Raw genomic sequence first — 24,235 nt, 5'->3', positions numbered from 1 at the left:
ATCTCAGACCGAGGCCACGATGAAGGTGCGCTTGAACGGGAACAGCGTGCGCCCGTCGTCCTCACGCGGGTAGTGCGCTTCCAGAAGCCTGAGGTACTTGCGCAGAAAGGCCTCACGGTCCTCGTCATCCAGGGAGCTGAGCACCGGGCGCAGTGCCGAAACCTTGACCCAGTCGAACACCGGCGACTGGCCTTCGACCACCTGCAGATGCTCGGTTTCCCAGATATCCAGCTTGCTGGTAAGCGGCGCCAGCAACCGGTAGTAGCAGTCCAGGGACAGGACATTGCGCGCCGACATGAACTTGCGCAGCTCCAGCGTGCCGATCACCCGGCCCGCAGGCCCGCATTCGCTCAGGGCCCTGAGCATCAGGTGGTACCAGGGTGCATCCCGCCAGTTGGGCATGTGCAGCGCCAGGTAGCCGCCGGCGTGCAGATTGCCGAGCAGCCGCGGCAGCAGGTTTTCGTGGTCCTCCATGAAATGCAGCACGGCAGCGGCGAACAGCAGGCTTGCCGGCTGCTTGGGCTCCCACTGGCCTATGTCGCTGTTCAGCCATTGGGCATTGACCGGCAGGGCTCGGGCCTCGGCGAGCATTTCCGCCGAGCTGTCGACGCCGAACAACTGTGCCTCCGGCCAGCGTTCGGCCAGCAGCCGGGTGGCGATTCCGGTACCACAGCCCAAATCATAGATGGACGCTGGTGCCTGCAAGGGCAGGTGATCGAGCAGCTCGATCACCGGACGCTCCCTCAAACGCGAAAACTGCTGATAGCCTTGCGGGTCCCAGGTCGTACTCCCGCGCAGACCCTGTTGCTGTTTTACAAGCATTGCCACGTTCCTCTCGCTCCATGCGATCAATATTGCCGTCCAAGATTGTTCAACACCCTCAACACCAGCGCGATACCACGTCGCGTTTGCGGCTCGCGCAGCAGTTGCACCAGGCCCAGCAGGCTTGGTGGCTGGGTATCGCTGCTCTGCGCCTGCGCCATGCGCAGCGCGTTGCCCACGGTCCAGGTCAGGGCTGTCACGTCCTCGAACCCATGGGCCAGCTTGTCCACCATCGCGGTGTCGAGCAGGTCGACCAGGTCGGACCCCAGCGACAGCAAGTCGATGATGTTGTCCATGCGACCACTGACCAGCAGCGGTTCGAGTTTTTTCATCAGGGCATCAACGCCCGGGTGAGCAAGGTGTTCCACGGTAGGTTCGAAGGTTTCCATATCGACGTACTCCTGCACCGCTCGACTCAGATCATTCCACGGGCAACCGCCCAGTAGAGACCCCGGTTGAATCCATTGCGCAACAGGCCGCCCAGCTTGGTCGGCGGGGTGGGCACCACATCCTGCTGGTAGTTGTAGGTCAGTGGCATGCCGGCGTTGAGGCCCATCTGCGCAACGGCCTGGACCTTCCCGTCGTAGACGGCGCAGGGGGTGCCCAGGCGGATCTCGCCGGCGATGTTGTTGGCCACCACCGGTGCCTGGTTATGGCAGGCACCGCCCGCCTTGCTGATGGGCAGGTCCATGGTGTCGCCGATCACGTAGACGTTCTCCAGGCCGTAGACCTGCAGGGTCTCGTGGTTGGTCGGCAGCCAGCCCTCGTTGTTGGGGGCCTGGGACGCACCGCTCTGTATCACCGCGTCCACTGCACGAATGGGTGGGGTCGCCATCAGGATGTCGAACGGCTGCGCCTGGCCTTCGGCCGAATAGGCAATACGTTGATCCGGGTCCACGCGGTCCAGGGTGAAGCCACGCTGAAACCTGATGTTCTTCTGTTCAAAAGGGTGGGCAACAGTTCTCCGGTTGGCCGCTGCATGAACAGACAGTTTCTGAGCAATTGCGCAGTGGTCGGATAGGTATAAACAATTTCAATGTTATTGCGAACACCGCGACGGCGCAGCAAGTCATCCAGCATCAAGGTAGTTTCCACCGGCGCAATACCGCACTGATGCGGAACATTGGGCGTCTGTGGGAAAGAAACGGATATGAAGATGCGCCCTTTTTCAATCGTCATCAGACGTTGCGCCAATTGTCGCGCCGCCTTGTATTGATAGAAATGATCCCCCGCCTCCTGCAGCCCCTCGATGCGCTCGGGAGCGGGTACGCAGCCCGTCGCGATCACCAGAAAGTCATAGCCCACGTGCCTTCCAGAGCGGGTGTGCAGGGTTTGTCCGGGGAAGTCGAAGCGGGTGACCTCCTCCACCTGGAAGTCGATTTCAGGTCGCAACAGCGAACGCTCGGGCCGTTTCAGGTCTTCCTGGAAATAGCTGTTGAAGGCAACGTACATGAAGGCAGGTTTGTAATAATGATCCGGCGAATTCGACAGCAGTTTGACCGTGACCTGGTGTTTGAGTATTTCCGGGTACAGTTGTCTGACCAATTGATTGGCGAGCATCGTGCCGCCGACACCTCCCCCCACGACGACAATAGTTTTAGACATAGCCCCACTCCCTGGCTGGTTTTGAATCCATGCCAAGTACCATAGCAATTACAAAAAAATGCCATATACAGAATCGCTATAGCAAAACAGACATTAATTGCTGTTTCAAAAAAACATTACCCTTCCACCGGTGAAACTCTGCCCACTTAGCATTATTCCTTGGCACAGGCAGACTCTCCTCTGCCGCTGGCTGCTTTGTGTGAAATTTTATTAACGTTTCAATTTTCACGCCTGATTGCTGTTGACTTCGCTCCCCCTCCTGAGTAAATTGCGCGGGCCGGAAATCCGGCCTTTTTTCAACTCACCAAAGAAGCCAATGGACATAGTATCTAGACGCTGTCTGGTCATTGCCGCTGCGCAACGCCAGGCACTTAACCCTGAAAATGACGGGACTCGACTCCGCGGTCGGGTAAGCTGCGCTAGGGCTTGATGCTCCAACGTGGCTTGCCTCCCCGGTTCGTCCGGTCGCGAGGCACACGTTATGTACTTCACTTCTTCTGCAATACCGGGCGTACGCGCCTTCACTTCAGCCCTGCGGGCCAGGCTTCTGCGCGCGCCCAGGCTGCCCGTGCGTGCGCCAAGGCTCCTCTGCGACTCCCCTGCCAGCAGCGCCTTGCGGGCCCGTTGGCGCGTCTGCTCCACAAGCGGCCAACGCCAGCAGCGCTGGAGCCTGGACGACAGTCAGGACCCACCGAGTCGGGGCGCCGCCCTGTTTCTGCAGCACGCCTGATCCAGGTTTGCATGCATTCGGGGTGCGTACTTCCCCTTGAATAAACGGCAACTTTGCGCTTATTAAAAAACGAATTTCCTAGTTGGAAAATTCGCCGGCACTTTATTGCCTTCGCATTAATAAAAATCTGTGGAGCACATTATGGAAGAGGCCAGTAGTCGGTTCGCTGCCTGTGCACGTTCATTCAACAGGCAGCGAACGTCACCGCTAAAGATTCCACTCTTCGAATCGATCGCCTGCCCGCGACTCGACATACTTTCACTCGCCTATGATTAGTTGAGTTGTCGGTGTGTCGTGCCGCGAGCAGGCGGCAGGAGCACAGACCATGACTGTAAAAAACCCAACACCCCGCCACACCCACCCCACCCGTGACAGCAACAAGCTGTCGATGCGCGCCGCGCGCGAGGCCCAGAACGGCCTGGCCGTTACCCTGGCCAACGTCAACTCCAGCCCCGCCGGGCTCACCGAAGGAGAAGCCCAGGGGCGCCTGCAACGGGACGGCCACAACGAAGTCGCCCATGACCGTCCGCCCCATGCACTGGTGCAGTTGCTGCACGCTTTCAACAACCCCTTCATCTATGTGCTGATGACCTTGACGGGTATCAGTTTCTTCACCGACTTCTGGCTGCCGCTGCAGGCCGGCGAAGAAACCGACCTGACCGGCGTAATCATCGTGCTGGTGATGATGTTGGCGAGCGGCGTGATGCGTTTCTGGCAGGAACACCGATCGGCCAAGGCCGCCGAAGCCCTGAAGGCGATGGTGCGCACCACCGCAGCCGTGCTGCGGCGCGAGCAGCTAGGGGCCCAGGCGCGGGTTCGAGAACTACCCATGCGCGAACTGGTGGTGGGCGACATCATCCAGCTGTCTGCCGGCGACATGATCCCCGCAGACATTCGCCTGATCGAGTCCCGCGACCTGTTCATCAGCCAGGCGGTACTGACCGGCGAAGCCTTGCCAGTGGAAAAGTACGACACCCTGGGTGCGGTGCAGGAAAAATCCGCCAAGGCCCAGGCCGCCGACCAACAGGACCTGCTGGACCTTCCCAACATCTGCTTCATGGGCACCAACGTGGTCAGCGGGACCGCCACGGCCGTGGTGGTCGCCACCGGGGCTCGTACCTATTTCGGCTCACTCGCCCGCTCCATCGTCGGCTCCCGCGCGCAGACCGCCTTCGACCGCGGGGTCAACAGCGTGAGCTGGCTGCTGATCCGCTTCATGCTGGTGATGGTACCCATCGTGCTGCTGATCAACGGCTTCACCAAGGGGGACTGGGCCGAAGCCTTCATGTTCGCCCTGGCGGTAGCGGTTGGCCTGACCCCGGAAATGCTGCCGATGATCGTCAGCGCCAACCTGGCCAAGGGTGCGGCCGCCATGGCCAGGCGCAAGGTAGTGGTCAAGCGCCTGAACGCGATCCAGAACTTCGGCGCCATGGACGTACTGTGCACCGACAAGACCGGCACCCTGACCCAGGACCGCATCATCCTCGAACACCATGTCGATGTCGGCGGCAACCGCTGCGACGAGGTGCTGCAACTGGCCTGGCTCAACAGCCACCACCAGAGCGGCATGAAAAACCTCATGGACCGCGCCGTGGTCAGTTTCGCCGAGGACAATCCGCAGTTCACCCCTCCGGCAGCCTGGCGCAAGGTCGATGAACTGCCCTTCGACTTCGTACGTCGGCGTCTGTCGGTGATACTGGCCGATGCCAGTGGTGGTCACCTGCTGGTGTGCAAGGGCGCCGTGGAAGAGATGCTGGAGACCGCCAGCCGGGTCCGCCAGCAGGGCACTGCCGTAAGCCTGGATGCCGAGCGCCGTTCGGCCCTGCTCAAACTCGCCGAGGCCTATAACCGCGACGGCTTTCGCGTGCTACTGGTGGGTACCCGCCAAATAGCCGCAGGCGAGACGCAGACCCAGTACAGCGCCAGCGATGAGCGCGAGCTGATCATCGAAGGCTTGCTGACCTTCCTCGACCCGCCCAAGGAAAGCGCCGGCCCGGCCATCGCCGCACTGCGCGACAACGGCGTGACGGTCAAGGTACTCACCGGCGACAACCCCACCGTTACCGCCAAGATCTGCCGGGAAGTGGGCCTGGAGGCAGGCGAGCCGCTGCTGGGCCGCGACATCGAGCACATGGACGATGAGGTGCTCGCGCGCCGGGTGGAAGAGCGCACGGTGTTCGCCAAGCTCACGCCACTGCAGAAGTCCCGTGTGCTCAAGGCCCTTCAAGCCAACGGCCACACCGTCGGGTTTCTGGGTGACGGGATCAACGACGCCCCTGCCTTGCGCGACGCCGACGTCGGCATCTCGGTGGACAGCGGCACCGACATTGCCAAGGAGTCGGCAGACATCATCCTGCTGGAAAAGAGCCTGATGGTACTGGAGGAAGGGGTGATCAAGGGTCGCGAGACCTTCGGCAACATCATGAAGTACCTGAACATGACCGCCAGCTCCAACTTCGGCAACGTGTTCTCGGTGCTGGTCGCCAGTGCCTTCATCCCCTTCCTGCCGATGCTGGCGATTCACCTGTTGCTGCAGAACCTGATGTACGACTTCTCCCAGTTGGCGCTGCCATGGGACAAGATGGACAAGGAGTACCTGGCCAAGCCACGCAAATGGGATGCCCGGAACATCGGGCGGTTCATGCTGTGGATAGGGCCAACCTCATCCATTTTCGACATCACCACCTTCGCGCTGATGTGGTACGTGTTCGCCGCCAACAGCGTGGAAATGGCCAGCCTGTTCCAGTCGGGCTGGTTCATCGAAGGGCTGCTGTCCCAGACCCTGGTGGTGCACATGCTGCGCACCCGCAAGATCCCGTTCATCCAGAGCACTGCAGCCTTGCCGGTAATGCTGGCGACGGGGCTGGTGATGGCGCTGGGAATCTACGTGCCCTTCTCGCCGCTGGGCAGCATGGTCGGCCTGGTTCCGCTGCCGTGGGAATACTTCCCTTGGCTGGTGGGCACACTGCTCAGCTACTGCGTGGTCGCCCAGACCATGAAGACCTTGTACATCCGCCGCTTCAAGCAGTGGTTCTGAAGAACGTGGCTCAGGGAGAACGCCTATGCGCGTACTGATTTGCGCCGGCCGCCATTACGCCGACAGCCGGGTGTGCCGGCAGGCTCTGGAAGCTTTCCAGCGCCTGCACCCGGTGCAGGTGGTCATCCACGGTGGCAGTCAGTTCCTCGGTGCACATATCGAGGACTGGGCCCGGGAAAACGCAGCCCACATCGTGCGCTACCCACCCAACTGGCAGCACCACGGCAAACAGGCCGAACGCCTGCGCAACCGCTTCATGCTGGCCGATAGCCGACCGGACATCGTGCTCGCGCTGCCCGGCGGGGCAGACACCGAAGAACTGCTCGAGCAGGCCCGAAGCCAGGGCCTGCAGACACTCTCGGTAGGCAACCCGTAAACCGGTGACCCCCTCCCGCGCCAGCTCGCACCCAGCCGAGCTGGCGCGAACGCAATCTCCAGGTCAACCCGCAGATCACGGTTCAGTTGCTGAACAGGGAGGGAAATTCAACAGACGAAAAAAAACCCGCTTTCTCATGGAAAGCGGGTTTTCGAAATGGTGGGTCGTGTAGGATTCGAACCTACGACCAATTGGTTAAAAGCCAACTGCTCTACCAACTGAGCTAACGACCCGTTGCGTGGGGCGTATAATACTGATTTCCTTAAGGAAATCAACACCCCACCGTAAAAAAATCAAAAATATCGGGTTGGGTCGGTCACGCCGGCTGCCCGGAAGCCATCTGCACGCAGGCGGCAGCTGTCGCACTTGCCACAGGCACGGCCTTGATCGTCAGCCTGATAGCACGACACAGTGAGGCTGTAGTCGACACCACGCGCCATGCCCGCCTGAACGATCTGCGCCTTGCTCAGGTTCTGCAACGGTGCCTGGATGCGAAAGCCCTGCCCCTCGACACCGGCCTTGGTGGCCAGGTTGGCCATGCGCTCGAATGCCTCGACGAACTCGGGACGGCAATCCGGGTAGCCCGAGTAATCCACCGCGTTCACGCCGATGAAGATATCCCGCGCCTGCAACACCTCGGCCCAGCCCAGCGCCAACGACAGGAACACGGTATTGCGCGCCGGTACGTAGGTCACTGGAATGCCTTCACCCGGCGTCTCGGGTACATCGATGCTGCTGTCGGTCAGCGCCGAACCACCAATACCATCCAGGCTCAGGCCGATCACCTTGTGCTCGACTGCACCCAGGTCACGGGCAACTCGCGCAGCGGCGTCCAGCTCGGCGCGATGACGCTGGCCGTAGTCGAAACTCATGGTATAGCAGCTGTAGCCTTCGGCCTTGGCCATCGCGACCACCGTGGCCGAGTCCAGGCCACCAGACAGCAGGATTACCGCACGTTTCTCAGTCATGACATCACTCCCCAATCAGCGTCCCGGCTCGTCGTTCCACAATTGCTTGTGCAACTGCAGTTGAAAACGAACCGGCAAATTATCGGCCACGATCCAGTCGGCCAGGTCGCTGGCCTTGACCTGATGGTGGCTCGGCGAAAACAGCACCTCCCCGGCACGCTTCTCCAGACCATACTGGATCAGCTTGGATACCGCCCAGTCATAGTCTTCACGGGAACAGATGACGAACTTGACCTGATCGTTCGGGGTCAGCAGCTCGATATTCTCGTAGAGGTTGCGGTGCATCTCTTCGGAGCCCGGCGTCTTGAGGTCCACCACCCGGCTGACGCGCTGGTCGACCTTCGAGATGTCCAGTGCTCCGCTGGTTTCCAGCGACACCTCATAGCCGGCGTCGCACAATTGCTTGAGCAAGGGGATGGCGTTGGGTTGGGCCAATGGCTCACCGCCAGTGACGCACACGTAACGCGGGCGAAAACCAGCCACCTGCTCGAGAATCGAGTCGAGGCTGCGCACGGTGCCACCACTGAAGGCATAGGCACTGTCACAATACTGGCAACGCAAAGGGCAGCCGGTGAGACGTACAAATACCGTGGGCAGCCCAGCGGTACGCGTTTCACCCTGCAACGAGTAAAAAACTTCGGTAATTCGTAATGTGTCTTGCATAGTCGCCACGGGCGTAACAGCTAAACAGGCTGTCCGCCTCCGTCAGGCACTGCAGCGAACCCGGCATCGCGTAGTTCGCAGCAGCGTGTGTCAATAAAAGGGCATCGATTCTAACGAAAAAACCCGCGACTAGCGCGGGTTTCTTCCAGGCGGGCAGTTCAGAGCTTCTGCAGGTCGCGCTGGGCCAACTGTGCGGCGGAGGTACCCGGGTACTGGGTGACCACCTGCTGCAGAATACCCTTGACCCGGTCGGTGTGACCCAGGCGGCGCTCGACATCGGCCAGCTTGTACAGCGAGTCCGGCACCTTGCTGTGCTTCGGATACAGCTGGCTGACCTTGGCAAACGCCTGGCCAGCGCCCTGCAGGTCGCCCTTGGCAAGATTCACTTCACCCAGCCAGTACTGGGCATTGCCGGCGTACTGACTGTTGGGGTACTTGCGCAGGAAGGCATTGAATGCCTGGCTGGCCTTGTCGAAATCCTTGGCCTTGATCAGGTCGAAAGCAGCGTCGTAATAGAGCTTTTCTTTCGCCGGGTCGCCAGGTTCGCTACTGGCCGCAGGGGCGGTGGCCGCGCCTGCAGCGGCACCGGCGGCTACGTCACCACCGGTGGAGGAATTCTCTGGAGTTGCAGCGGGTGCACCGCCGGCTCCGATACGCCGATCCAGGTCCTGGTAACGCTCCAGGCCTTCCTGTTTCAGGCGGGCTACATCGTTTTGCAGTTCTTCGATCACGCCTTGCTGGCGCGAAATCTGATCCTGCATCTGCTGCAATTGCATGAACAGCTGACCCTGCGCCGAGGCAGGGGCCGAAACCCCTCCCCCGGCGTAGGCGCCGCTCGTACCATAACCCGCTGGCGGATAACTGCTTGCGCCGTTATAGCCAGCGTTGTCATCAACAACAGGAACCTCGGCCCAGGCCACGAGTGGCAGGGCGAGAGCCAGGACGGTTACAGCACGGCGGCACGTTCGCATATCGAATTACTTACGCAGTTCGACGCGACGGTTCTGAGCCCAGGATTGCTCGTCGTTACCGGTAGCAACTGGACGCTCTTCGCCGTAGGAAACCAGTTCCAGTTGGGCTGGGGAAACGCCTTGCAGTACCAGGTAGCGCTGTACGGCTTTAGCACGACGCTCGCCCAGGGCCATGTTGTATTCGCGAGTACCACGCTCGTCGGTGTTGCCTTCCAGGACGACGCGAGCGCCATTGCCTTTCAGGTCTTTGGCGTGAACGTCCAGAGCGCGCATGGCTTCTGGCTTCAGGTCCGAGCTGTCGTATTCGAAGTAGAAGGTGGTGATTGCGCGCAGAGCGGCTTCTTCGCTCAGGGAACCGTCAACAGCACCGGTGTTAGCGCCGTAACCAGCGTTTGGATCAACAGCGCCTTCACCAGCGTTGTCGCCGCCCTTGGAGGAGCAACCTACAGCTACAGCCATGGCCAGAGCCAGCGCAGCAAACTTACCAAACTTCAGCATTTCCATCGTGAAACTCCTAATGAACCCCAATGTGTTAAGTGTTACGTAAAGCGCCGCGTCAGTTCAGGTAAGGGGACCAGGACGGTTCTCTGACTTCGCCTTGAGCGGTAGGAAGCGGGAGCCTCACGCGTCCGTTGAGAGAGACGAGCATCAAGACTCCCCGGCCCTGCTGGCGGGTGGCGTAGATTAGCATGGTGCCGTTGGGCGCAACAGTGGGTGACTCATCAAGACTTGTTTCAGAGAGGATTTTTACACTTCCTCGCTGCAAATCCTGCGCGGCCACCTTGAAGTTGGTGAAACCTTGCTGGCGATGAATCATTACCAGGGTCTTTTCATCCGCCGACAGTTTAGGGTTGGCGTTGTAGTTACCCACGAAAGTTACACGCTCGGCACCACCACCCGAAACGTTGGTTTTGTAGATCTGCGGCTTGCCGCCACGATCCGACGTGAAATAGATGGTCGAACCATCCTTGCCCCAGAACGGCTCGGTGTTGATACCCGGGCCGGCCGTGACACGCGACATCTGGCGCGAAGCCATGTTCATCACATAGATGTCAGGGTTGCCGTCCTTGGACAGCACGAACGCCAGGCGCGAACCATCGGGCGACCAGGCTGGTGCACCGTTGAGGCCTTCGAAGTTGGTGATCTGCTCACGACGGCCAGTGTCGATGTGCTGTACGAAGATACGCGGACGACGCTGTTCGAACGACACATAGGCAATGCGCTTGCCGTCTGGCGCGAAGCGCGGCGACAGGATCGGCTCGCGCGACTGCAGCAGGGTCACGGCGCGGGCGCCGTCGTAGTCCGAACGCTGCAACGTGTAACGAGTGTTGTCCTTGGAGAAGCGTTCGGCGGTGACGTACAGCATGCGCGTGGAGAACGCACCCTTGATGCCGGTGAGTTTCTCGAACGACTGGTCGGCAATGTAGTGCGACATGTCACGCAGCTGGTCGGTAGTGCCCGAGACGCTGCCGGTCAGCACTTGCTGCTCGGTGGCGACGTTGAACAGCGCATATTGCACCTGCAGGCGACCGCCCGCTGGCACGATGCTGCCTACCATCACGTACTGGGCGCCCAGGGCCTTCCAGTCGCGGAAGATGACTTCGCTGGCCTGGCTAGGCTGGCTGATCATGTTCTGGCGCGGAATCGGCGCATAGTAGCCGGAGTTGCGCAGGTCATTGCCAATGATATCGGCCATGTCCTCGGGCAGCACACTGCCACCCTGCAGGGCGAACGGCACGACCGCGATCGGCGTGGCACGGTCACTGCCGCTGGTGACCAGGATGTTCTTTTCTTCTGCAACGGCCATCCCTGCTGCGCAGCAGAGAACGACCAGCAGTCCTCTAAGAAGGTTAATCACAAGGCTAGATCCTCAGGTGTGAATGTCATCTTGAATGAACGATAGGGATTGAATTCGCTCGGTTTCAAGCCCTGCATTTCGGTCAGGCGGCCAATGTTCTTGACCGCTGCTACCGCAGAGGCATCGAACGGACCATCACCACTGGAGCGTGCAACGCTCACCGTGGTCACGGTGCCATCGGGCAACATGCCAATCTGCAGGACCACCGTCATGTTCTTGCGTGCAGAAGGTGGGCGCGCCCAGCCTTCGGCTGCGCGGGCACGAATCAGGTCGTCGAAGTCGCCGGCCACCTGGTCACCCTGCTCGTCGGCCAGCGCCTGCTGCCGTTCGGTGGAGTCGGACAACAGCTCGGCCAGGGCCTGGGCTTTCTTGTCTTCCGCCGCCTTGCGCGCCGCTTCTGCTGACTTCTTCTTGGCCGCATCGGCTGCGGCTTTCTTCTTGGCGTCCTCGGCGGCCTTTTTCTTGGCCTCTTCGGCTGCCGCTTTTTTCTTCGCATCCTCGGCTGCCTTTTTCTTGGCATCCTCGGCGGCTTTCTTCTTGGCGTCTTCAGCGGCCTGCTTCTTGGCCTCTTCTGCTGCCTGTTTCTTGGCCTCTTCCTCGGCTTTCTTCTTGGCGAGGTCGGCCTGCTGTTTCTCTTCGACCTTCTTGGCTTCCTCGGCTTTCTTGGCCGCGTCGGCCTTTTTGGCCTCGTCGGCTTTCTTGGCCTCGTCGGCCTTCTTGGCTTCGGCCGCCTCGCGGGCTTCTTCGGCCTTTTGAGCCGCCTCTTCTTTCTTTTGTTCCGCAGCCTTCACCGCTTCCTGCTTCTGCTGCTCGACCTTCTTCTGTTCCATCTGCTCGACTTCGGTCTGGCGCGCAGCGGTTTTCTTCGCTTCACCCGCAATCTTCTGATTGGTTTGGGTGGTGGCCTGACTTTTGGACTTCAGCTGGTACAGGGTCGCCTGGACAATAGGCTTGGCCGGCGGCAGTTCCGGGGTCATGGCAAAGCTGACGAACAGCATGCCGAACACCAGAACGTGCAGCGCGATGGCCCAGACGCTGGGCCAGAAATAGCTTTCCGAGGCGGATGGCTCTCGCTGTTGCATCAGGGCGCCTCGGTAATCAGGCCAACGTTACCGACACCGGCCTTCTGCAACCCGCCCATGGCGCCCATCACCGCGCCATAGTCGACGGCCTTGTCGCCACGGATGAACACCTGGGTCTGTTTGCCCTGGTCACGTCCGGCCGCGATGATCTTGGTCACCGCGTCGGTCATTTGCGGCAAGGTCATGGCCTTGTCCATCTGCTTTTCGGTGTCGACTTCGCTGCCAAGGTTCCAGAAATAGGTCTTGTCGGCCTTGATCGAAATGGTAAGGATCTGGACGTTGTTGTCCTGCGGCAAGGCTTCGCTGGAAACCTTGGGCAGGTCGACCTTCACGCCCTGGTTGAGCATCGGTGCGGTCACCATGAAGATAACCAGCAGTACCAACATCACATCGATGTAGGGCACCACGTTCATCTCCGCGACCGGCTTGCGTTTGTGTCGAACTCGAGCCATGGGCTTTTACCTGATCACTCTTCGCTGGTGTGCACTTTACGGTGCAGGATGGCCTGGAACTCGTCGGCGAACGTGTAGTAGCGGCCGATCAAGACTTCACTGCGTGCAGCGAAACGGTTGTAGGCAATAACTGCCGGGATTGCGGCGAACAGGCCGATCGCGGTGGCGATCAGTGCCTCGGCGATACCCGGAGCCACAGTGGCCAGGGTCGCCTGCTGGGCCGAAGCCAGGCCGCGGAAGGAGTTCATGATGCCCCATACGGTACCGAACAGACCGATGTACGGGCTGGTGGAACCGACGGTGGCGAGGAACGGCAGGCTCTGTTCGAGCTTCTCTTCTTCACGCGAGATGGCCACGCGCATGGCCCGGCCAACGCCTTCCATCACGGCGTCAGGGTCGACGCCCGGTTGCTGGCGCAGGCGCGAGAATTCCTTGAAGCCGGCACGGAAGACCTGCTCCACGCCCGAGTCCGGGTCCGGGTTGCTGCCGGCCTGGCGGTACAGCTTGGACAGGTCGATGCCCGACCAGAAGCGCTCCTCGAAGCTTTCCAGCGCACGACGACCGGCACGCAGCATGGTGCTGCGCTGAAAAATCATGATCCACGAGGTCACCGATGCGGCCACCAGAATCAGCATGACCAGCTGCACCACGATGCTGGCATTACTGACCAGGCTCCACATGGAGGTATGGTCGACGACGTTAGCTTCCACGCTTAATCTCCTGCAATTGTTTGGTTACCCGCACCATCCGCCGCCACAAAGGCTGCACGCAGCTCGGAAGGAATGGCCCGGGGTTTGAACGTATCGGCGCGCACACAGGCCACCAGGAACTGCCCCTCGCAGAGCAGCGTTGCATCACGCTCGCGCCAGACCTGCTGCACAAAGCGCAGGCTGGCACGATTCAATTCAAGCACTTGTGCGGTGACCCGCAATTCATCGTCCAGGCGGGCCGGCGCGTGGTAGCGCGCCTCGCTGGAATGAACGACGAACAAGGTGTTCTGTTCTGCCATCGCAGACTGGGCAAAGCCCAGCTCGCGCAACCGCTCGGTGCGGGCACGCTCCATGAATTTCAGATAATTGACGTAATACACCACGCCGCCCGCATCGGTGTCCTCGTAATAGACGCGACAGCGATGTGCGAACGACTCAACCCCATTTTGCGCGCGCATACTCTAGTGCTAACTCCTCAGCTTGCCAATCCGCCCCACCAACTGTTTTTAACGGATTATGTCGTATTGCCAGCGCGACTCATGCGTGTCCGCCGATAGGACCACGAAAACGCCGGATAAGTCTGTCATTCATCGGCCAGGTCGGAAAAACCCTCGCCGTTGACCGACTCGCCCATGCGGCCCGGAATGTTCAGGCCAAAGTGCAGGTAGGCGTGCCGGGTCACCACGCGCCCACGGGGTGTGCGCATGATGTAGCCCTGCTGGATCAGGTAGGGCTCCAGCACGTCCTCGATGGTGTGACGTTCTTCGCTGATCGCCGCCGCCAGGCTGTCAACACCCACCGGGCCACCGTCGAACTTCTCGATCATGGTCAGCAGCAGGCGCCGGTCCTGGTGATCGAAACCACGCTCGTCCACGTCCAGCAGGTTCAGCGCCAGGTCGGCGATGGCCTTGGTGATGTCACCTTTGCCACGCACCTCGGCGTAGTCGCGTACACGACGCAGCAGACGATTGGCGATACGCGGGGTGCCGCGGGCGCGCCGGGCGATCTCGAAGGCGCCCTCGTCCTCGATCGGCAGGCCCAGAATCCCGCCCGAGCGGCTGACGATGGTGGCCAGGTCTGCGGTGTTGTAGAACTCCAGGCGCTGCACGATACCGAAACGGTCGCGCAGCGGATTGGTCAGCATGCCGGCGCGGGTGGTTGCCCCGACCAGAGTGAACGGCGGCAAATCGAGCTTGATCGAACGTGCGGCCGGCCCCTCGCCGATCATGATATCCAGCTGGAAGTCTTCCATGGCCGGGTACAGCACCTCTTCGACGATCGGCGAAAGCCGGTGAATCTCGTCGATGAACAGTACATCGTGGGGTTCCAGGTTGGTCAGCAGCGCCGCCAGATCGCCCGGACGCTCAAGGATCGGCCCGGAGGTGCTCTTGATCGAAACGCCCATCTCCTGCGCGATGATGTTGGCCAGGGTGGTCTTGCCCAGGCCCGGCGGGCCGAAGATCAGCGTATGGTCCAGCGACTCGCTGCGCCCACGTGCCGCCTGGATGAAAAGCGCCATCTGCTCGCGCACCACTGGCTGCCCGATGTACTCGTCCAGGCGCAATGGCCGGATCGCCCGGTCCTGGACCTCTTCGCGGTCGCGCCCGGTAGCGGCTATGAGTCGGTCGGCTTCGATCACTTAAATCATCCCCTTGAGGCTGCGCCGGATCAGCTCTTCGCTGCTCAGGCCCTTGGCATCGATGGCCGCCACGGCGCGGCTGGCTTCCTGCGGCTTGTAGCCCAGCGAGATCAGCGCGCTGACCGCATCGGTTTCGGCAGTGGAGGCACTTGCCACCGGCTGCGGGCCGTCGGACACCAGGGTAAACAGGCTTGGCGCGGTTTCCCAGGCCTTGAAGCGGTCCTTGAGTTCGACCAGCAGGCGCTCGGCGGTCTTCTTGCCCACCCCCGGCACCTTGACCAGCGCCGAGGTGTCCTGGGCCTGCACGCAGCGTATCAGGTCGTCGACCTCCAGGCCCGACATCAATGCCAGGGCCAGCTTGGGCCCTACGCCGTTGAGGCGGATCAGCTCGCGGAACAGCTCGCGCTCGCGCTTTTCGTGAAAGCCATACAGCAGGTGCGCGTCTTCACGTACCACCAGGTGGGTGTGCAGCGTCACTGCCTCGCCAACCTTGGGTAGGCGATACAGGGTGGTCATCGGCACCTCGAGCTCGTAGCCCAGGCCGTTGACATCGACAATCAGGTGCGGCGGCTGCTTTTCAGCCAGGGTACCGCGCAAACGTCCAATCACGTTCAGGTCCTTTATCCAGGGCGCCGGGGCGATCGAGCCCGCCATCAGCCGCCATGATTGCAAGCCGGCGGTGGCCGGCAAGCGAAATTGTGTTAACCGATGATGCTATCAGAGCCTTAGGCGGCCACTGCGGCTGCGTGCAGCGCCCAGCCCGTGCGGCACCAGGCTGGAACGGGTATGGGCATGGCACAGGGCGATGGCCAGGGCATCGGAGGCGTCTATCTGCGGCTTCTGGGTGAGCTTGAGCAGGTGCATGACCATCATCTGCACCTGTTCCTTGTTGGCCCCGCCCGTACCGGCGACCGCCTGCTTGACCTGGGTGGCACTGTACTCGGCGATCTCCAGGCCCTCTTCGACCCCGGCGACGATGGCGGCGCCGCGCGCCTGGCCGAGCTTGAGCGCCGAGTCGGCGTTGCGCGCCATGAACACCCGCTCGATACCCATGGTCACCGGCCCGTGCAACTGGATGATTTCGCGCACGCTGCGGTATACCACCTGCAGGCGCTCGGGCAGCTCGCCGCTGCCGGTACGGATGCAACCGGAGGCCACGTACTCGCACCCGCGCGCCGTGTGGCGCACCACACCATAGCCGGTAATCCGCGAGCCGGGGTCAATACCAAGAATCAGAGTCATATCGCCTGCGCAACCAGTGGCGCACCGGGGCGCCATTAAAAAGACAGAAGCCGGACCCGTCACGGGCACAAGGTGCCTGCGGACGAATCCGGCCTCGAGTACGCCAGAACTGAACCTTAGCCGAGTTGTTCCATGACTTCGTCAGGAATTTCGGCGTTGGAATACACATTCTGCACATCGTCCAGGTCTTCAAGCATGTCGATCAGCTTGAGCACCTTCTGTGCGCCCTCCAGGTCGAGTTCGGCGCTGGTGGTCGGCTGCATGACGATTTCCGCATCCGCAGCCTTGAAGCCGGCAGCCTCCAGGGCAGTACGCACCGCGTAGAAGCTGGCAAACGAGGTGAACACGTCGAACGAGCCATCTTCGTTGCTGACCACGTCGTCGGCATCGGCCTCCATCGCCGCTTCCATCAGCGCGTCTTCATCGACACCGGCGGCAAAGCTGATCTGCCCCTTGCGCTCGAACAGATAGGCCACCGAGCCATCGGTGCCCAGGTTGCCACCGCACTTGCTGAAGGCATGGCGCACGGCCGCGGCGGTGCGGTTGCGGTTGTCGGTCATGGCCTCGACCATGATCGCCACGCCGCCCGGGCCGTAGCCTTCGTAGCTGAGCTCTTCGACATTGTCGGCTTCGGTTGCGCCTGCACCACGGGCCACGGCGCGATCGATGATGTCGCGGCTCATGTTCGCGCCCAAGGCCTTGTCCAGCGCCAGGCGCAGGCGCGGGTTGGAATTCGGGTCGCCACCGCCCTGCTTGGCGGCGACGGTCAGCTCACGAATCCACTTGGTGAAGATCTTGCCTCTCTTGGCATCCTGGCGCTCTTTGCGGTGCTTGATGTTCGCCCACTTGGAATGACCCGCCATAACTGACTCCAGAAATCCTTGAAACAAAACCACGCCCCCGCCCGGAAAAACCTGGCGTGGGCAATCAATTCGGTATGCCGTAACGCAAAGGCGCATCCAAGTGGATGCGCCCCGGGCCCGCTTACTCAGCCTTGGGCTGTTCGCGCAGACGGATGTGCAGCTCACGCAGTGCCTTGGCATCGACCAGGCCTGGGGCCTGGGTCATGACGCACGCAGCGCTCTGGGTTTTCGGGAAGGCGATCACTTCACGAATCGACTGGGCGCCGGTCATCAGCATCACCAGGCGGTCCAGACCGAAGGCCAGGCCACCGTGCGGCGGTGCACCGAACTTCAGCGCGTCGAGCAGGAAGCCGAACTTCTCTTCCTGTTCCGCCGCCTCGATGCCCAACAGGCGGAACACGGCCTGCTGCATCTCTTTGCGGTGGATACGGATCGAACCGCCACCCAGCTCGGTGCCGTTGAGCACCATGTCATAGGCACGCGACAGCGCGGTGGCCGGGTTGGCCTCCAGCTCTTCAGGGGAGCATTTTGGCGCGGTGAACGGGTGGTGCAGCGCCGTGAAGCTGCCGTCGTCGTTCTCTTCGAACATCGGGAAGTCGACAACCCACATCGGTGCCCATTCGCAGGTCAGCAGGTTGAAGTCGTTGCCGACCTTGATGCGCAGCGCGCCCAGGGCTTCGCTGACGATCTTGGACTTGTCGGCACCGAAGAACACGATGTCGCCATCGACCGCGCCCACGCGATCGAGGATCACGTTCAGGTTGGCCTCGGGGATGTTCTTGACGATTGGCGACTGCAGGCCCTCGACGCCCTTGGCGCGCTCGTTGACCTTGATGTACGCCAGGCCCTTGGCACCGTAGATGCCGACGAACTTGGTGTACTCGTCGATACGGCTGCGCGGCATGCTCGCCCCGCCCGGTACACGCAGTGCGGCAACGCGGCATTTCGGGTCGTTGGCCGGGCCGCTGAACACCTTGAAGTCGACCGCTTGCAGCTGGTCGGCCACATCCACCAGTTCCAGCGGGTTGCGCAGGTCAGGCTTGTCCGAACCGTAGCGGCGCATGGCCTCTTCGAAGGTCATGTGCGGGAATTCGCCGAACTCCAGGTCCAGGACTTCCTTGAACAGTTTGCGGATCATGCTTTCGGTCAGGCCCATGATCTCGGTCTCGTCCAGGAAGCTGGTCTCGATGTCGATCTGGGTGAATTCCGGCTGGCGGTCGGCGCGCAGGTCTTCGTCGCGGAAGCACTTGGCGATCTGGTAGTAGCGATCGAAACCGGCCACCATCAGCAGTTGCTTGAACAGCTGCGGCGATTGCGGCAGGGCAAAGAAGCTGCCGGCGTGGGTACGGCTTGGCACCAGGTAGTCACGCGCGCCTTCCGGGGTAGCGCGGGTCAGGATCGGCGTCTCGACGTCGAGGAAGCCGTTTTCGTCGAGGAAGCGACGGATGCTGGTGGTGATGCGCGAGCGCAGACGCAGCTTCTCGGCCATCTCCGGACGACGCAGGTCGATGAAGCGATAGCGCAGGCGGGTCTCTTCACCCACGTCGGAGTACTCGTTGAGCGGGAACGGCGGGGTTTCCGCTTCGTTCAGCACTTCGAGCTCGTAGCCCAGCACTTCGATGGCGCCCGAGGCCATGTTGGCGTTGACTGCGCCTGCAGGGCGCGGACGCACCTTGCCGGTGATTTTCACCACGTACTCGCTGCGCACGCGGTCGGCGGCGGCAAAGCTTTCTGCGCGGTCCGGGTCGAACACGACCTGAGCCATGCCTTCGCGATCACGGATGTCGAGGAAGATCACCCCGCCGTGGTCGCGACGACGATGGACCCAGCCGCAAAGGGTAATTTCCTGACCTTCCAGGCTCTCGTTCAGTTGGCCGCAATAGTGGCTGCGCATCATGATGGTGGTTTCGCTTCTCGTCATTCGTGAATTCGGGTGTGGACCTTGCCGGCCCCAGGGGGCCCATAGTGCAAGACCCTGGCAGTACAGTTCAACTCAGTCGGCCTTGTCGGCGCCCGCCAGGTTCTTTTTGGTGCCGGTCTTGAAGTCGGTTTCATACCAGCCGGCGCCGCCCAGGCGGAAGCCCGGGGCAGAAATCAGCTTCTTCAGGGCAGGTGCCTGGCAGGCCGGGCAATCGGTCAGCGGCGCTGCGCTGATCTTCTGCAGAACTTCCATCTGGTGGCTGCAGGAACCGCATTGATAGTCGTACAGGGGCATTGGCGTATCTCGTTGACCACTGCGCGGGCCGCGCCACGCAGCAAAAAGCGGGATTATATATGGTTAACCGGGGCTGTGCAGCCCGCCCGCCGTGCCAGCGCACGAATGGTTCAGGGCTTGGCGCCGCCCCCCAGCACGTAGACCACACAGATCACCCGCACCAGGCCGCTGAAATTCTTGACGCCGCCGTGGCGAAGGTGGACTTCGCGGTCCACATGGGACAGCACCGCATTGACCGTACACCGGTTGGCGGCGGCAATGCGCTCGAGGATTTTCCAGTAGACCTCTTCCAGGCGCAAGCAGGTGGCGAAGCCGTTGAGTCGCACCGAACGCGACAGCGGGCGCGCCAGGCCCATATTGAAATCTGCCTGAAAAGGATCACCAGGGGCCATACGAAGTTGCTCGGCGGTGCATGCACGTTCATTCACGACTCGCGACATATTCATCCCACGCATTGACTGACAGGAAGTTCATCACCTGGATACTTGCTATCCAGGTACCTGCCTATGAAGCGCTGTTCATCGTATTGCAACCAGCAGACCGCGAGCCTGCGCAGCGTAGGAATAACCTTTTAGTTGAGTTCATGTACCACACCTGCTGAAACTGTTCCACGCCGGCCGCAGCACGCAGGAAGTACCCATTAAAAAAGCCCGATTCCTCTAAAGAAAAATCGGGCTTGCGTCTTTCAACAGGCGCCTTTACAGGCGCCGAACACTCACTTGGCCAACAGCGAGCGCAGCATCCAGGCAGTCTTTTCATGGGCCTGCATGCGCTGGGTCAACAGGTCGGCGGTCGGCTCGTCGCTGACCTTGTCCAGCAACGGGAACAGGCTGCGCGCGGTCCGCACCACGGCTTCCTGGCCATCGACCAGTTGCTTGATCATCTCTTCAGCCGCCGGCACACCTGGCTCCTCCTTGATCGAGGACAACTTGGCGTAGGTGGAATAAGTACCCGGCGCCGGGAAGCCCAGTGCACGAATTCGCTCGGCGATGGCATCGACTGCCAGGGCCAGTTCGTTGTACTGGCCTTCGAACATCAAGTGCAGTGTATTGAACATCGGCCCGGTCACGTTCCAGTGGAAGTTATGGGTCTTCAAGTACAGTACATATGTATCCGATAACAGATGCGACAAGCCGTCAACAATGGACTTGCGATCTTCTTCACTGATACCAATATCAATTGCCATGTACATTTCCTTCCTGTGATGTCAGTTCAACATGCTGGAAGCACTGTACCAAGAGTTGCGCGTGCCTGCAGCTCCGATTGCCGGTCTGGCGTGCGACACAGGGCTGCAGCCGCGCGGCCCGTTTGGCCCGCTGATTTGAGAAGCACCCGGCTTTGCTGTTAAATAGGCACTGTGCCGTCATTGCGCATTTTTTGTGCAATGGCGCATAGGCTGCAGCCACGCTTTGGCGCCTCATCGGTAACCGCGCACCGTGGGTTCAGCTCTTCCTGTGATATGCCTGAATAAAATGTGAGCCAAACCACCATGTTCAAGATCGTTCACCTGTTGACGGGCGCAGCTGCCTTGCTGCTGTCCCTGATTCCTAGCCTGAGGGGCGAAGCTGTCCCTTTCCTGCAACAACCCGATGCCATCTACCTGGCGCTGTTCGGGCTGCTCAACCTGATCCTGGTGCCTGTGCTGCCAATGCACTACCGCGGCGCGCGCCAGTACCTGCAACACACTGCCAGCGCGCTGCTGGTGCTTGCAGTGGTATTGCAAGCGGTCACTGTGCTGCTGCGCCCGGAGCTGGGCAATGTCGCGGCCATGGTCTGCGCTCTGCTGGCCGTGCTGCTGCATCTGGTGGCGGGCCTGGCCAAGGTTGGCCGTGCGCGCAGCCAGGCACCTGCCTACGACATGAGCAACCGCGACACGGGTACCGTGAAGTGGTTCAACACGTCCAAGGGCTTTGGATTCATTTCGCGGGATTCCGGCGATGACATCTTCGTGCACTTCCGGGCCATTCGTGGCGAGGGTCACCGGGTGCTGGTGGAGGGTCAGCGCGTGGAGTTTTCGGTGATGAACCGGGACAAGGGCCTGCAGGCCGAGGATGTGATTGCGGCACCGCGTCGCTGATCCTCGCGTGAAGAACCGCGACGGCCACTCGGCCGATCGCGGTTTTTTTTTACGCCTACTCACCCGCCCTGCTCTGCTGTCGATCTGCACTGAGCCTTTAAGCCCGCTGCGCGAGGCGCATGCATCAATAGTGCGGGGGCGGCGCTTCTTCCTCGTTGGACTCGTACTGCCCCACCATCTCCTCATAACGCTTGAGCAGCGCGCCCATCTGCAGCTGCAGCCGCTCAACCACCCGCTGCTGCTCCACCAGCACATCGTTCAGCGCCAGCAGCGTATCGTCCTGAAATGCCAGACGACTCTCCAACTCGGTTACCCGTGCTTCCAGGGTCATGATTCAAGCCTCGATCGGTTGAAGATAATCACCAAGCTCACGCTCGACGATGCGGCGCACATGAGCCAGCGCCTCGGCTGTATAAACCAGCGCCGGCACGCGCCCCCACACCGGGCCAGGCCATGCCACATCGCTCTGGCGTCGCACGATCACATGCATGTGCAACTGGCTCACGACGTTGCCCAGGGTCGCGACATTCATCTTGTCGGCATCGAACAGCCCGTCGAGCAACTTGGCCAGCAACGTGGTCTCTTGCCAGAGTTGCTGCTGCGCCTCTTCATCAAGTTCGAATACTTCGCTGACAGCAGGACGCCGCGGCACCAGAATGAACCACGGATAGTTAGCATCCTTACTAAGCAACAAGCGACAAAGAGGAAAGTCCCCCAACGCAATCGTGTCTTGTTGCAAACGTGAATCAAGAGCAAACACAGAACAATCTCCTCGCACCTTTCAATCCCGATACCTGCACCCGGCAGGTGATTGACGCAAGGATACTCCCGATTGGAGTCACAGGCATGAGTACATGGCGCTCCATCCCGGAGCAGGCAGACCACACTGCACGCAGGAGGTCCGCTCACGCCGGTAACAAAACGCTACTTTTCGCACCAAAATAGCGCCTCGCGAACACAATCAGCACCGCCTCCTACCGAAAACTACTCACTTGTCCTACAAGCCGGTAACGTTTTGACTTCAAAGTCGATTTTTTGCTTATTCCGCGACGGCATCGACCCTCAAACCAAAAGATTTGTACACCCCCGGTTTTCGGGCACCACGCGCCCTTCGGCCAACGAAATGTGAAAATTTCATCAACACACAGCGCAATTGAGCACGCTTGTTGCATTCATCTCTGCCCAACGTCGGCATGGCGCCTGCATAAGCAAGCCAAGTGCGACAAATAACAACAGCTGCAAGGGCAACCAGGGAGTTTTGGCATCAAAGGCTTGGCGTGATTGCGCTGCCTTTGCTGCTCCGCGAAACAGCGCTGTAGTTGAACGCACCGGTCATGCCGGGGCGTAATTTGCGACAGGGATTTAACCGTTTGCGACGGGACCATAAAGTTAATGAAAGGTTCCTTTCGCAAGTATCGCCAACGACAGTCAGCGTGATATACATTTCGCCGACTCAAAAAAGAAAGAGCCGCCCCATAAAAAAACCAGGGGGCAAGGCCGTAATCTTCCAAAACCAAAGGAGCAAATCACGATGCGCGTGATGAAGTGGAGCATAATCGCCCTGGCCGTAGCGGCAGGCACCTCGCAGCTGGCCATGGCGTCTTCTCAGGATGAATCCAAGGGGTTTGTAGAAGACAGCAGCTTGAACGTCAAACTTCGCAACCTGTACTTCAGCCGTGACTACCGCAACGTCCCCAACACCGAGCAGAGCCGCGCTGCAGAGTGGGGCCAAGGCTTCATCGGCACCTTCGAGTCGGGCTTCACCCAAGGCACCATCGGCGTCGGCGTCGACGCAATCGGCATGCTGGGTCTGAAACTGGACGGCGGCAAGGGCACTGCCGGCACCGGCCTGTTCCCGACCGGCTCCGACGAACGCTCGCAGGATGACTACTCCAAAGGCGGCGCAGCCATCAAGTTCCGGATTTCCGACACCGTCCTGAAAGTGGGTGACCAGTTCACCTCGCTGCCAGTGCTGGCCACCGACGACAGCCGCCTGCTGCCTGAAATGGCCCAGGGCGCGTTGATCACCAGCAACGAAATCAAGGGGCTGACGCTCAACGCCGGTCGCTTCACCAGCATCACCGCACAAGACCAGACCAACCGTGACGGCGGCATCCACCTGACCAAGGCCGACGTACTGGGCGGCACCTACGCGTTCAGCGACGAGCTCAGCACCAGCCTCTACTACTCCAAGGTCGAAGACTACTGGCGCAAATACTACGCCAACGTGAACTGGAGCCTGCCGATCAACGACGAGCAGGGCCTGGTGTTCGACTTCAACTTCTACAACACCAAGAGCACCGGCGCCGCGCTGGAAAAAGCCTACGACGGCGACAAGATCGACAGCCGTGCATTCAGCCTGTCCGCCGCCTACACCATCGGCGCGCACACCTTCACCCTGGCGCACCAGCGCATCAGCGGCGACGGCGGCTACGCCTACGGCGTCGACGGCGGCGGTACCGTGTTCCTGGCCAACTCGGTGGCACGTTCGGACTTCAACTCCGAAGACGAGAAATCCTGGCAGGCTCGCTACGACATCAACATGGCCACCTTCGGCGTACCGGGCCTGAGCTTCATGACCCGCTACATCCGTGGTACCGATGCCAACGTTTCCTCCGGCAACAACGGCAAAGAGTGGGAACGCGACATCGAAGCCAAGTACGTACTGCAGGAAGGCCCGGCCAAAGACCTGAGCTTCCGCGTTCGCCAGGCCACCTACCGCTCCAGCGATGCGGTGTACAACAACTCGTCGCCTTCGATCGACGAACTGCGCCTGATCGTCGAGTACCCGCTGAGCATCCTGTAAGCCTTCCGGCTCACGGACCCCAGCTCGAAAAAGCCCGGCCCTGCCGGGCTTTTTCTTTTGTGTTGATGCACTTGGCGCAGTTTCCCGCGCCACCATCCTATACGTCACCGAATCGCCCC

Annotated in this window: 25 protein-coding genes, 1 tRNA gene and 1 pseudogene; 4 read left to right on the top strand and 23 right to left on the bottom strand. The window is 60.9% G+C overall.

The genetic code is table 11. The features are described 5' to 3' along the window. Nucleotides 1–3: 3 nt before the first annotated feature. The 3 genes and pseudogenes from LOY33_RS06680 to LOY33_RS06670 form a co-directional block, all read right to left on the bottom strand. Nucleotides 4–822 carry a methyltransferase domain-containing protein gene (locus LOY33_RS06680; RefSeq protein ID WP_043864230.1) on the bottom strand — a complete coding sequence of 273 codons (819 nt, stop codon included), beginning with the start codon at nucleotides 820–822 and terminating at the stop codon, nucleotides 4–6. 26 nt (nucleotides 823–848) lie between these two features. Further along, nucleotides 849–1,211, bottom strand: coding sequence for a DUF1641 domain-containing protein (locus tag LOY33_RS06675; RefSeq protein WP_078480035.1), 363 nt, complete (start codon nucleotides 1,209–1,211; stop codon nucleotides 849–851). A 26-nt stretch (nucleotides 1,212–1,237) separates the two neighbouring features. Further along, nucleotides 1,238–2,427: pseudogene (locus LOY33_RS06670) on the bottom strand (NAD(P)/FAD-dependent oxidoreductase). Nucleotides 2,428–3,482: 1,055 nt separating this feature from the next. On the opposite strand from LOY33_RS06670, the gene mgtA reads away from it, so the two are divergent. Then, nucleotides 3,483–6,194, top strand: coding sequence for a magnesium-translocating P-type ATPase (mgtA, locus tag LOY33_RS06665; RefSeq protein ID WP_258662341.1), 2,712 nt, complete (start codon nucleotides 3,483–3,485; stop codon nucleotides 6,192–6,194). Between the two features lie 25 nt (nucleotides 6,195–6,219). Beyond that, a complete protein-coding gene (locus LOY33_RS06660; protein ID WP_258662339.1) occupies nucleotides 6,220–6,570 on the top strand; it encodes a DUF2493 domain-containing protein in 351 nt (116 codons plus the stop codon). 157 nt (nucleotides 6,571–6,727) lie between these two features. Here LOY33_RS06660 and LOY33_RS06655 read toward each other — a convergent pair. The 18 genes from LOY33_RS06655 to LOY33_RS06570 form a co-directional block, all read right to left on the bottom strand. Further along, nucleotides 6,728–6,803, bottom strand: a tRNA-Lys gene (locus tag LOY33_RS06655). 60 nt (nucleotides 6,804–6,863) lie between these two features. Then, nucleotides 6,864–7,538, bottom strand: coding sequence for a 7-cyano-7-deazaguanine synthase QueC (gene queC, locus LOY33_RS06650; RefSeq protein ID WP_058541509.1), 675 nt, complete (start codon nucleotides 7,536–7,538; stop codon nucleotides 6,864–6,866). Between the two features lie 15 nt (nucleotides 7,539–7,553). Further along, nucleotides 7,554–8,201, bottom strand: a complete 648-nt coding sequence (queE, locus tag LOY33_RS06645) for a 7-carboxy-7-deazaguanine synthase QueE (RefSeq protein WP_043864236.1) — start codon at nucleotides 8,199–8,201, stop codon at nucleotides 7,554–7,556. Nucleotides 8,202–8,359: 158 nt separating this feature from the next. Next, nucleotides 8,360–9,172, bottom strand: a complete 813-nt coding sequence (gene ybgF / locus LOY33_RS06640) for a tol-pal system protein YbgF (protein WP_054914972.1) — start codon at nucleotides 9,170–9,172, stop codon at nucleotides 8,360–8,362. Nucleotides 9,173–9,178: 6 nt separating this feature from the next. Next, on the bottom strand, nucleotides 9,179–9,676 hold the full coding sequence (gene pal / locus LOY33_RS06635) for a peptidoglycan-associated lipoprotein Pal (RefSeq protein WP_042121796.1): 498 nt from the start codon (nucleotides 9,674–9,676) through the stop codon (nucleotides 9,179–9,181). Nucleotides 9,677–9,728: 52 nt separating this feature from the next. After that, a complete protein-coding gene (tolB, locus tag LOY33_RS06630) occupies nucleotides 9,729–10,979 on the bottom strand; it encodes a Tol-Pal system beta propeller repeat protein TolB (protein WP_213085823.1) in 1,251 nt (416 codons plus the stop codon). Between the two features lie 47 nt (nucleotides 10,980–11,026). Next, nucleotides 11,027–12,112 carry a cell envelope integrity protein TolA gene (gene tolA / locus LOY33_RS06625; RefSeq protein WP_043864239.1) on the bottom strand — a complete coding sequence of 362 codons (1,086 nt, stop codon included), beginning with the start codon at nucleotides 12,110–12,112 and terminating at the stop codon, nucleotides 11,027–11,029. Continuing rightward, the gene (tolR, locus tag LOY33_RS06620) at nucleotides 12,112–12,564 is read right to left on the bottom strand and encodes a protein TolR (RefSeq protein WP_043864240.1); all 453 of its coding nucleotides are present in this window, start codon (nucleotides 12,562–12,564) and stop codon (nucleotides 12,112–12,114) included. Before tolR ends, tolA begins: the two co-directional genes overlap by 1 nt. 14 nt (nucleotides 12,565–12,578) lie before the next feature. Beyond that, nucleotides 12,579–13,274, bottom strand: a complete 696-nt coding sequence (gene tolQ, locus LOY33_RS06615; protein ID WP_043864241.1) for a protein TolQ — start codon at nucleotides 13,272–13,274, stop codon at nucleotides 12,579–12,581. Nucleotides 13,275–13,276: 2 nt separating this feature from the next. Further along, nucleotides 13,277–13,732: a tol-pal system-associated acyl-CoA thioesterase gene (gene ybgC, locus LOY33_RS06610; protein WP_043864242.1), complete on the bottom strand. Its 456-nt coding sequence runs from the start codon at nucleotides 13,730–13,732 to the stop codon at nucleotides 13,277–13,279. Between the two features lie 125 nt (nucleotides 13,733–13,857). Continuing rightward, nucleotides 13,858–14,913 carry a Holliday junction branch migration DNA helicase RuvB gene (gene ruvB / locus LOY33_RS06605; protein WP_043864243.1) on the bottom strand — a complete coding sequence of 352 codons (1,056 nt, stop codon included), beginning with the start codon at nucleotides 14,911–14,913 and terminating at the stop codon, nucleotides 13,858–13,860. Further along, nucleotides 14,914–15,522, bottom strand: a complete 609-nt coding sequence (gene ruvA / locus LOY33_RS06600) for a Holliday junction branch migration protein RuvA (RefSeq protein ID WP_043864300.1) — start codon at nucleotides 15,520–15,522, stop codon at nucleotides 14,914–14,916. A gap of 108 nt (nucleotides 15,523–15,630) precedes the next feature. Next, a complete protein-coding gene (ruvC, locus tag LOY33_RS06595; RefSeq protein WP_043864244.1) occupies nucleotides 15,631–16,155 on the bottom strand; it encodes a crossover junction endodeoxyribonuclease RuvC in 525 nt (174 codons plus the stop codon). A 116-nt stretch (nucleotides 16,156–16,271) separates the two neighbouring features. Further along, a complete protein-coding gene (locus tag LOY33_RS06590; protein WP_043864245.1) occupies nucleotides 16,272–17,018 on the bottom strand; it encodes a YebC/PmpR family DNA-binding transcriptional regulator in 747 nt (248 codons plus the stop codon). Nucleotides 17,019–17,139: 121 nt separating this feature from the next. Continuing rightward, nucleotides 17,140–18,915 carry an aspartate--tRNA ligase gene (gene aspS / locus LOY33_RS06585; RefSeq protein ID WP_043864301.1) on the bottom strand — a complete coding sequence of 592 codons (1,776 nt, stop codon included), beginning with the start codon at nucleotides 18,913–18,915 and terminating at the stop codon, nucleotides 17,140–17,142. A 96-nt stretch (nucleotides 18,916–19,011) separates the two neighbouring features. Next, the gene (locus LOY33_RS06580) at nucleotides 19,012–19,233 is read right to left on the bottom strand and encodes a zinc ribbon domain-containing protein (protein ID WP_258662333.1); all 222 of its coding nucleotides are present in this window, start codon (nucleotides 19,231–19,233) and stop codon (nucleotides 19,012–19,014) included. Nucleotides 19,234–19,343: 110 nt separating this feature from the next. Then, on the bottom strand, nucleotides 19,344–19,673 hold the full coding sequence (locus LOY33_RS06575; protein ID WP_054914974.1) for a ribbon-helix-helix domain-containing protein: 330 nt from the start codon (nucleotides 19,671–19,673) through the stop codon (nucleotides 19,344–19,346). 275 nt (nucleotides 19,674–19,948) lie between these two features. Then, a complete protein-coding gene (locus LOY33_RS06570) occupies nucleotides 19,949–20,419 on the bottom strand; it encodes a Dps family protein (RefSeq protein WP_043864248.1) in 471 nt (156 codons plus the stop codon). A 303-nt stretch (nucleotides 20,420–20,722) separates the two neighbouring features. On the opposite strand from LOY33_RS06570, the gene LOY33_RS25905 reads away from it, so the two are divergent. After that, nucleotides 20,723–21,310 carry a cold-shock protein gene (locus LOY33_RS25905; RefSeq protein WP_043864302.1) on the top strand — a complete coding sequence of 196 codons (588 nt, stop codon included), beginning with the start codon at nucleotides 20,723–20,725 and terminating at the stop codon, nucleotides 21,308–21,310. 124 nt (nucleotides 21,311–21,434) lie between these two features. Here the strand turns inward: LOY33_RS25905 and LOY33_RS06560 are convergent, their stop codons facing one another. Then, nucleotides 21,435–21,641, bottom strand: coding sequence for a SlyX family protein (locus tag LOY33_RS06560; protein WP_043864249.1), 207 nt, complete (start codon nucleotides 21,639–21,641; stop codon nucleotides 21,435–21,437). A gap of 3 nt (nucleotides 21,642–21,644) precedes the next feature. Continuing rightward, nucleotides 21,645–22,070 (bottom strand): HIT domain-containing protein, encoded by a 426-nt coding sequence (locus LOY33_RS06555; protein WP_078480040.1) that lies wholly within the window; start codon nucleotides 22,068–22,070, stop codon nucleotides 21,645–21,647. Nucleotides 22,071–22,841: 771 nt separating this feature from the next. On the opposite strand from LOY33_RS06555, the gene LOY33_RS06550 reads away from it, so the two are divergent. After that, entirely contained in the window at nucleotides 22,842–24,116 is a 1,275-nt protein-coding gene (locus LOY33_RS06550) for an OprD family porin (protein ID WP_043864251.1), read from the top strand. Nucleotides 24,117–24,235: the final 119 nt, after the last annotated feature.

The sequence above is a fragment of the Pseudomonas sp. B21-036 genome, assembly GCF_024748925.1.
GTDB lineage: Bacteria > Pseudomonadota > Gammaproteobacteria > Pseudomonadales > Pseudomonadaceae > Aquipseudomonas > Aquipseudomonas palmensis.
This window is presented reverse-complemented; position numbering and strand designations above follow the sequence as displayed.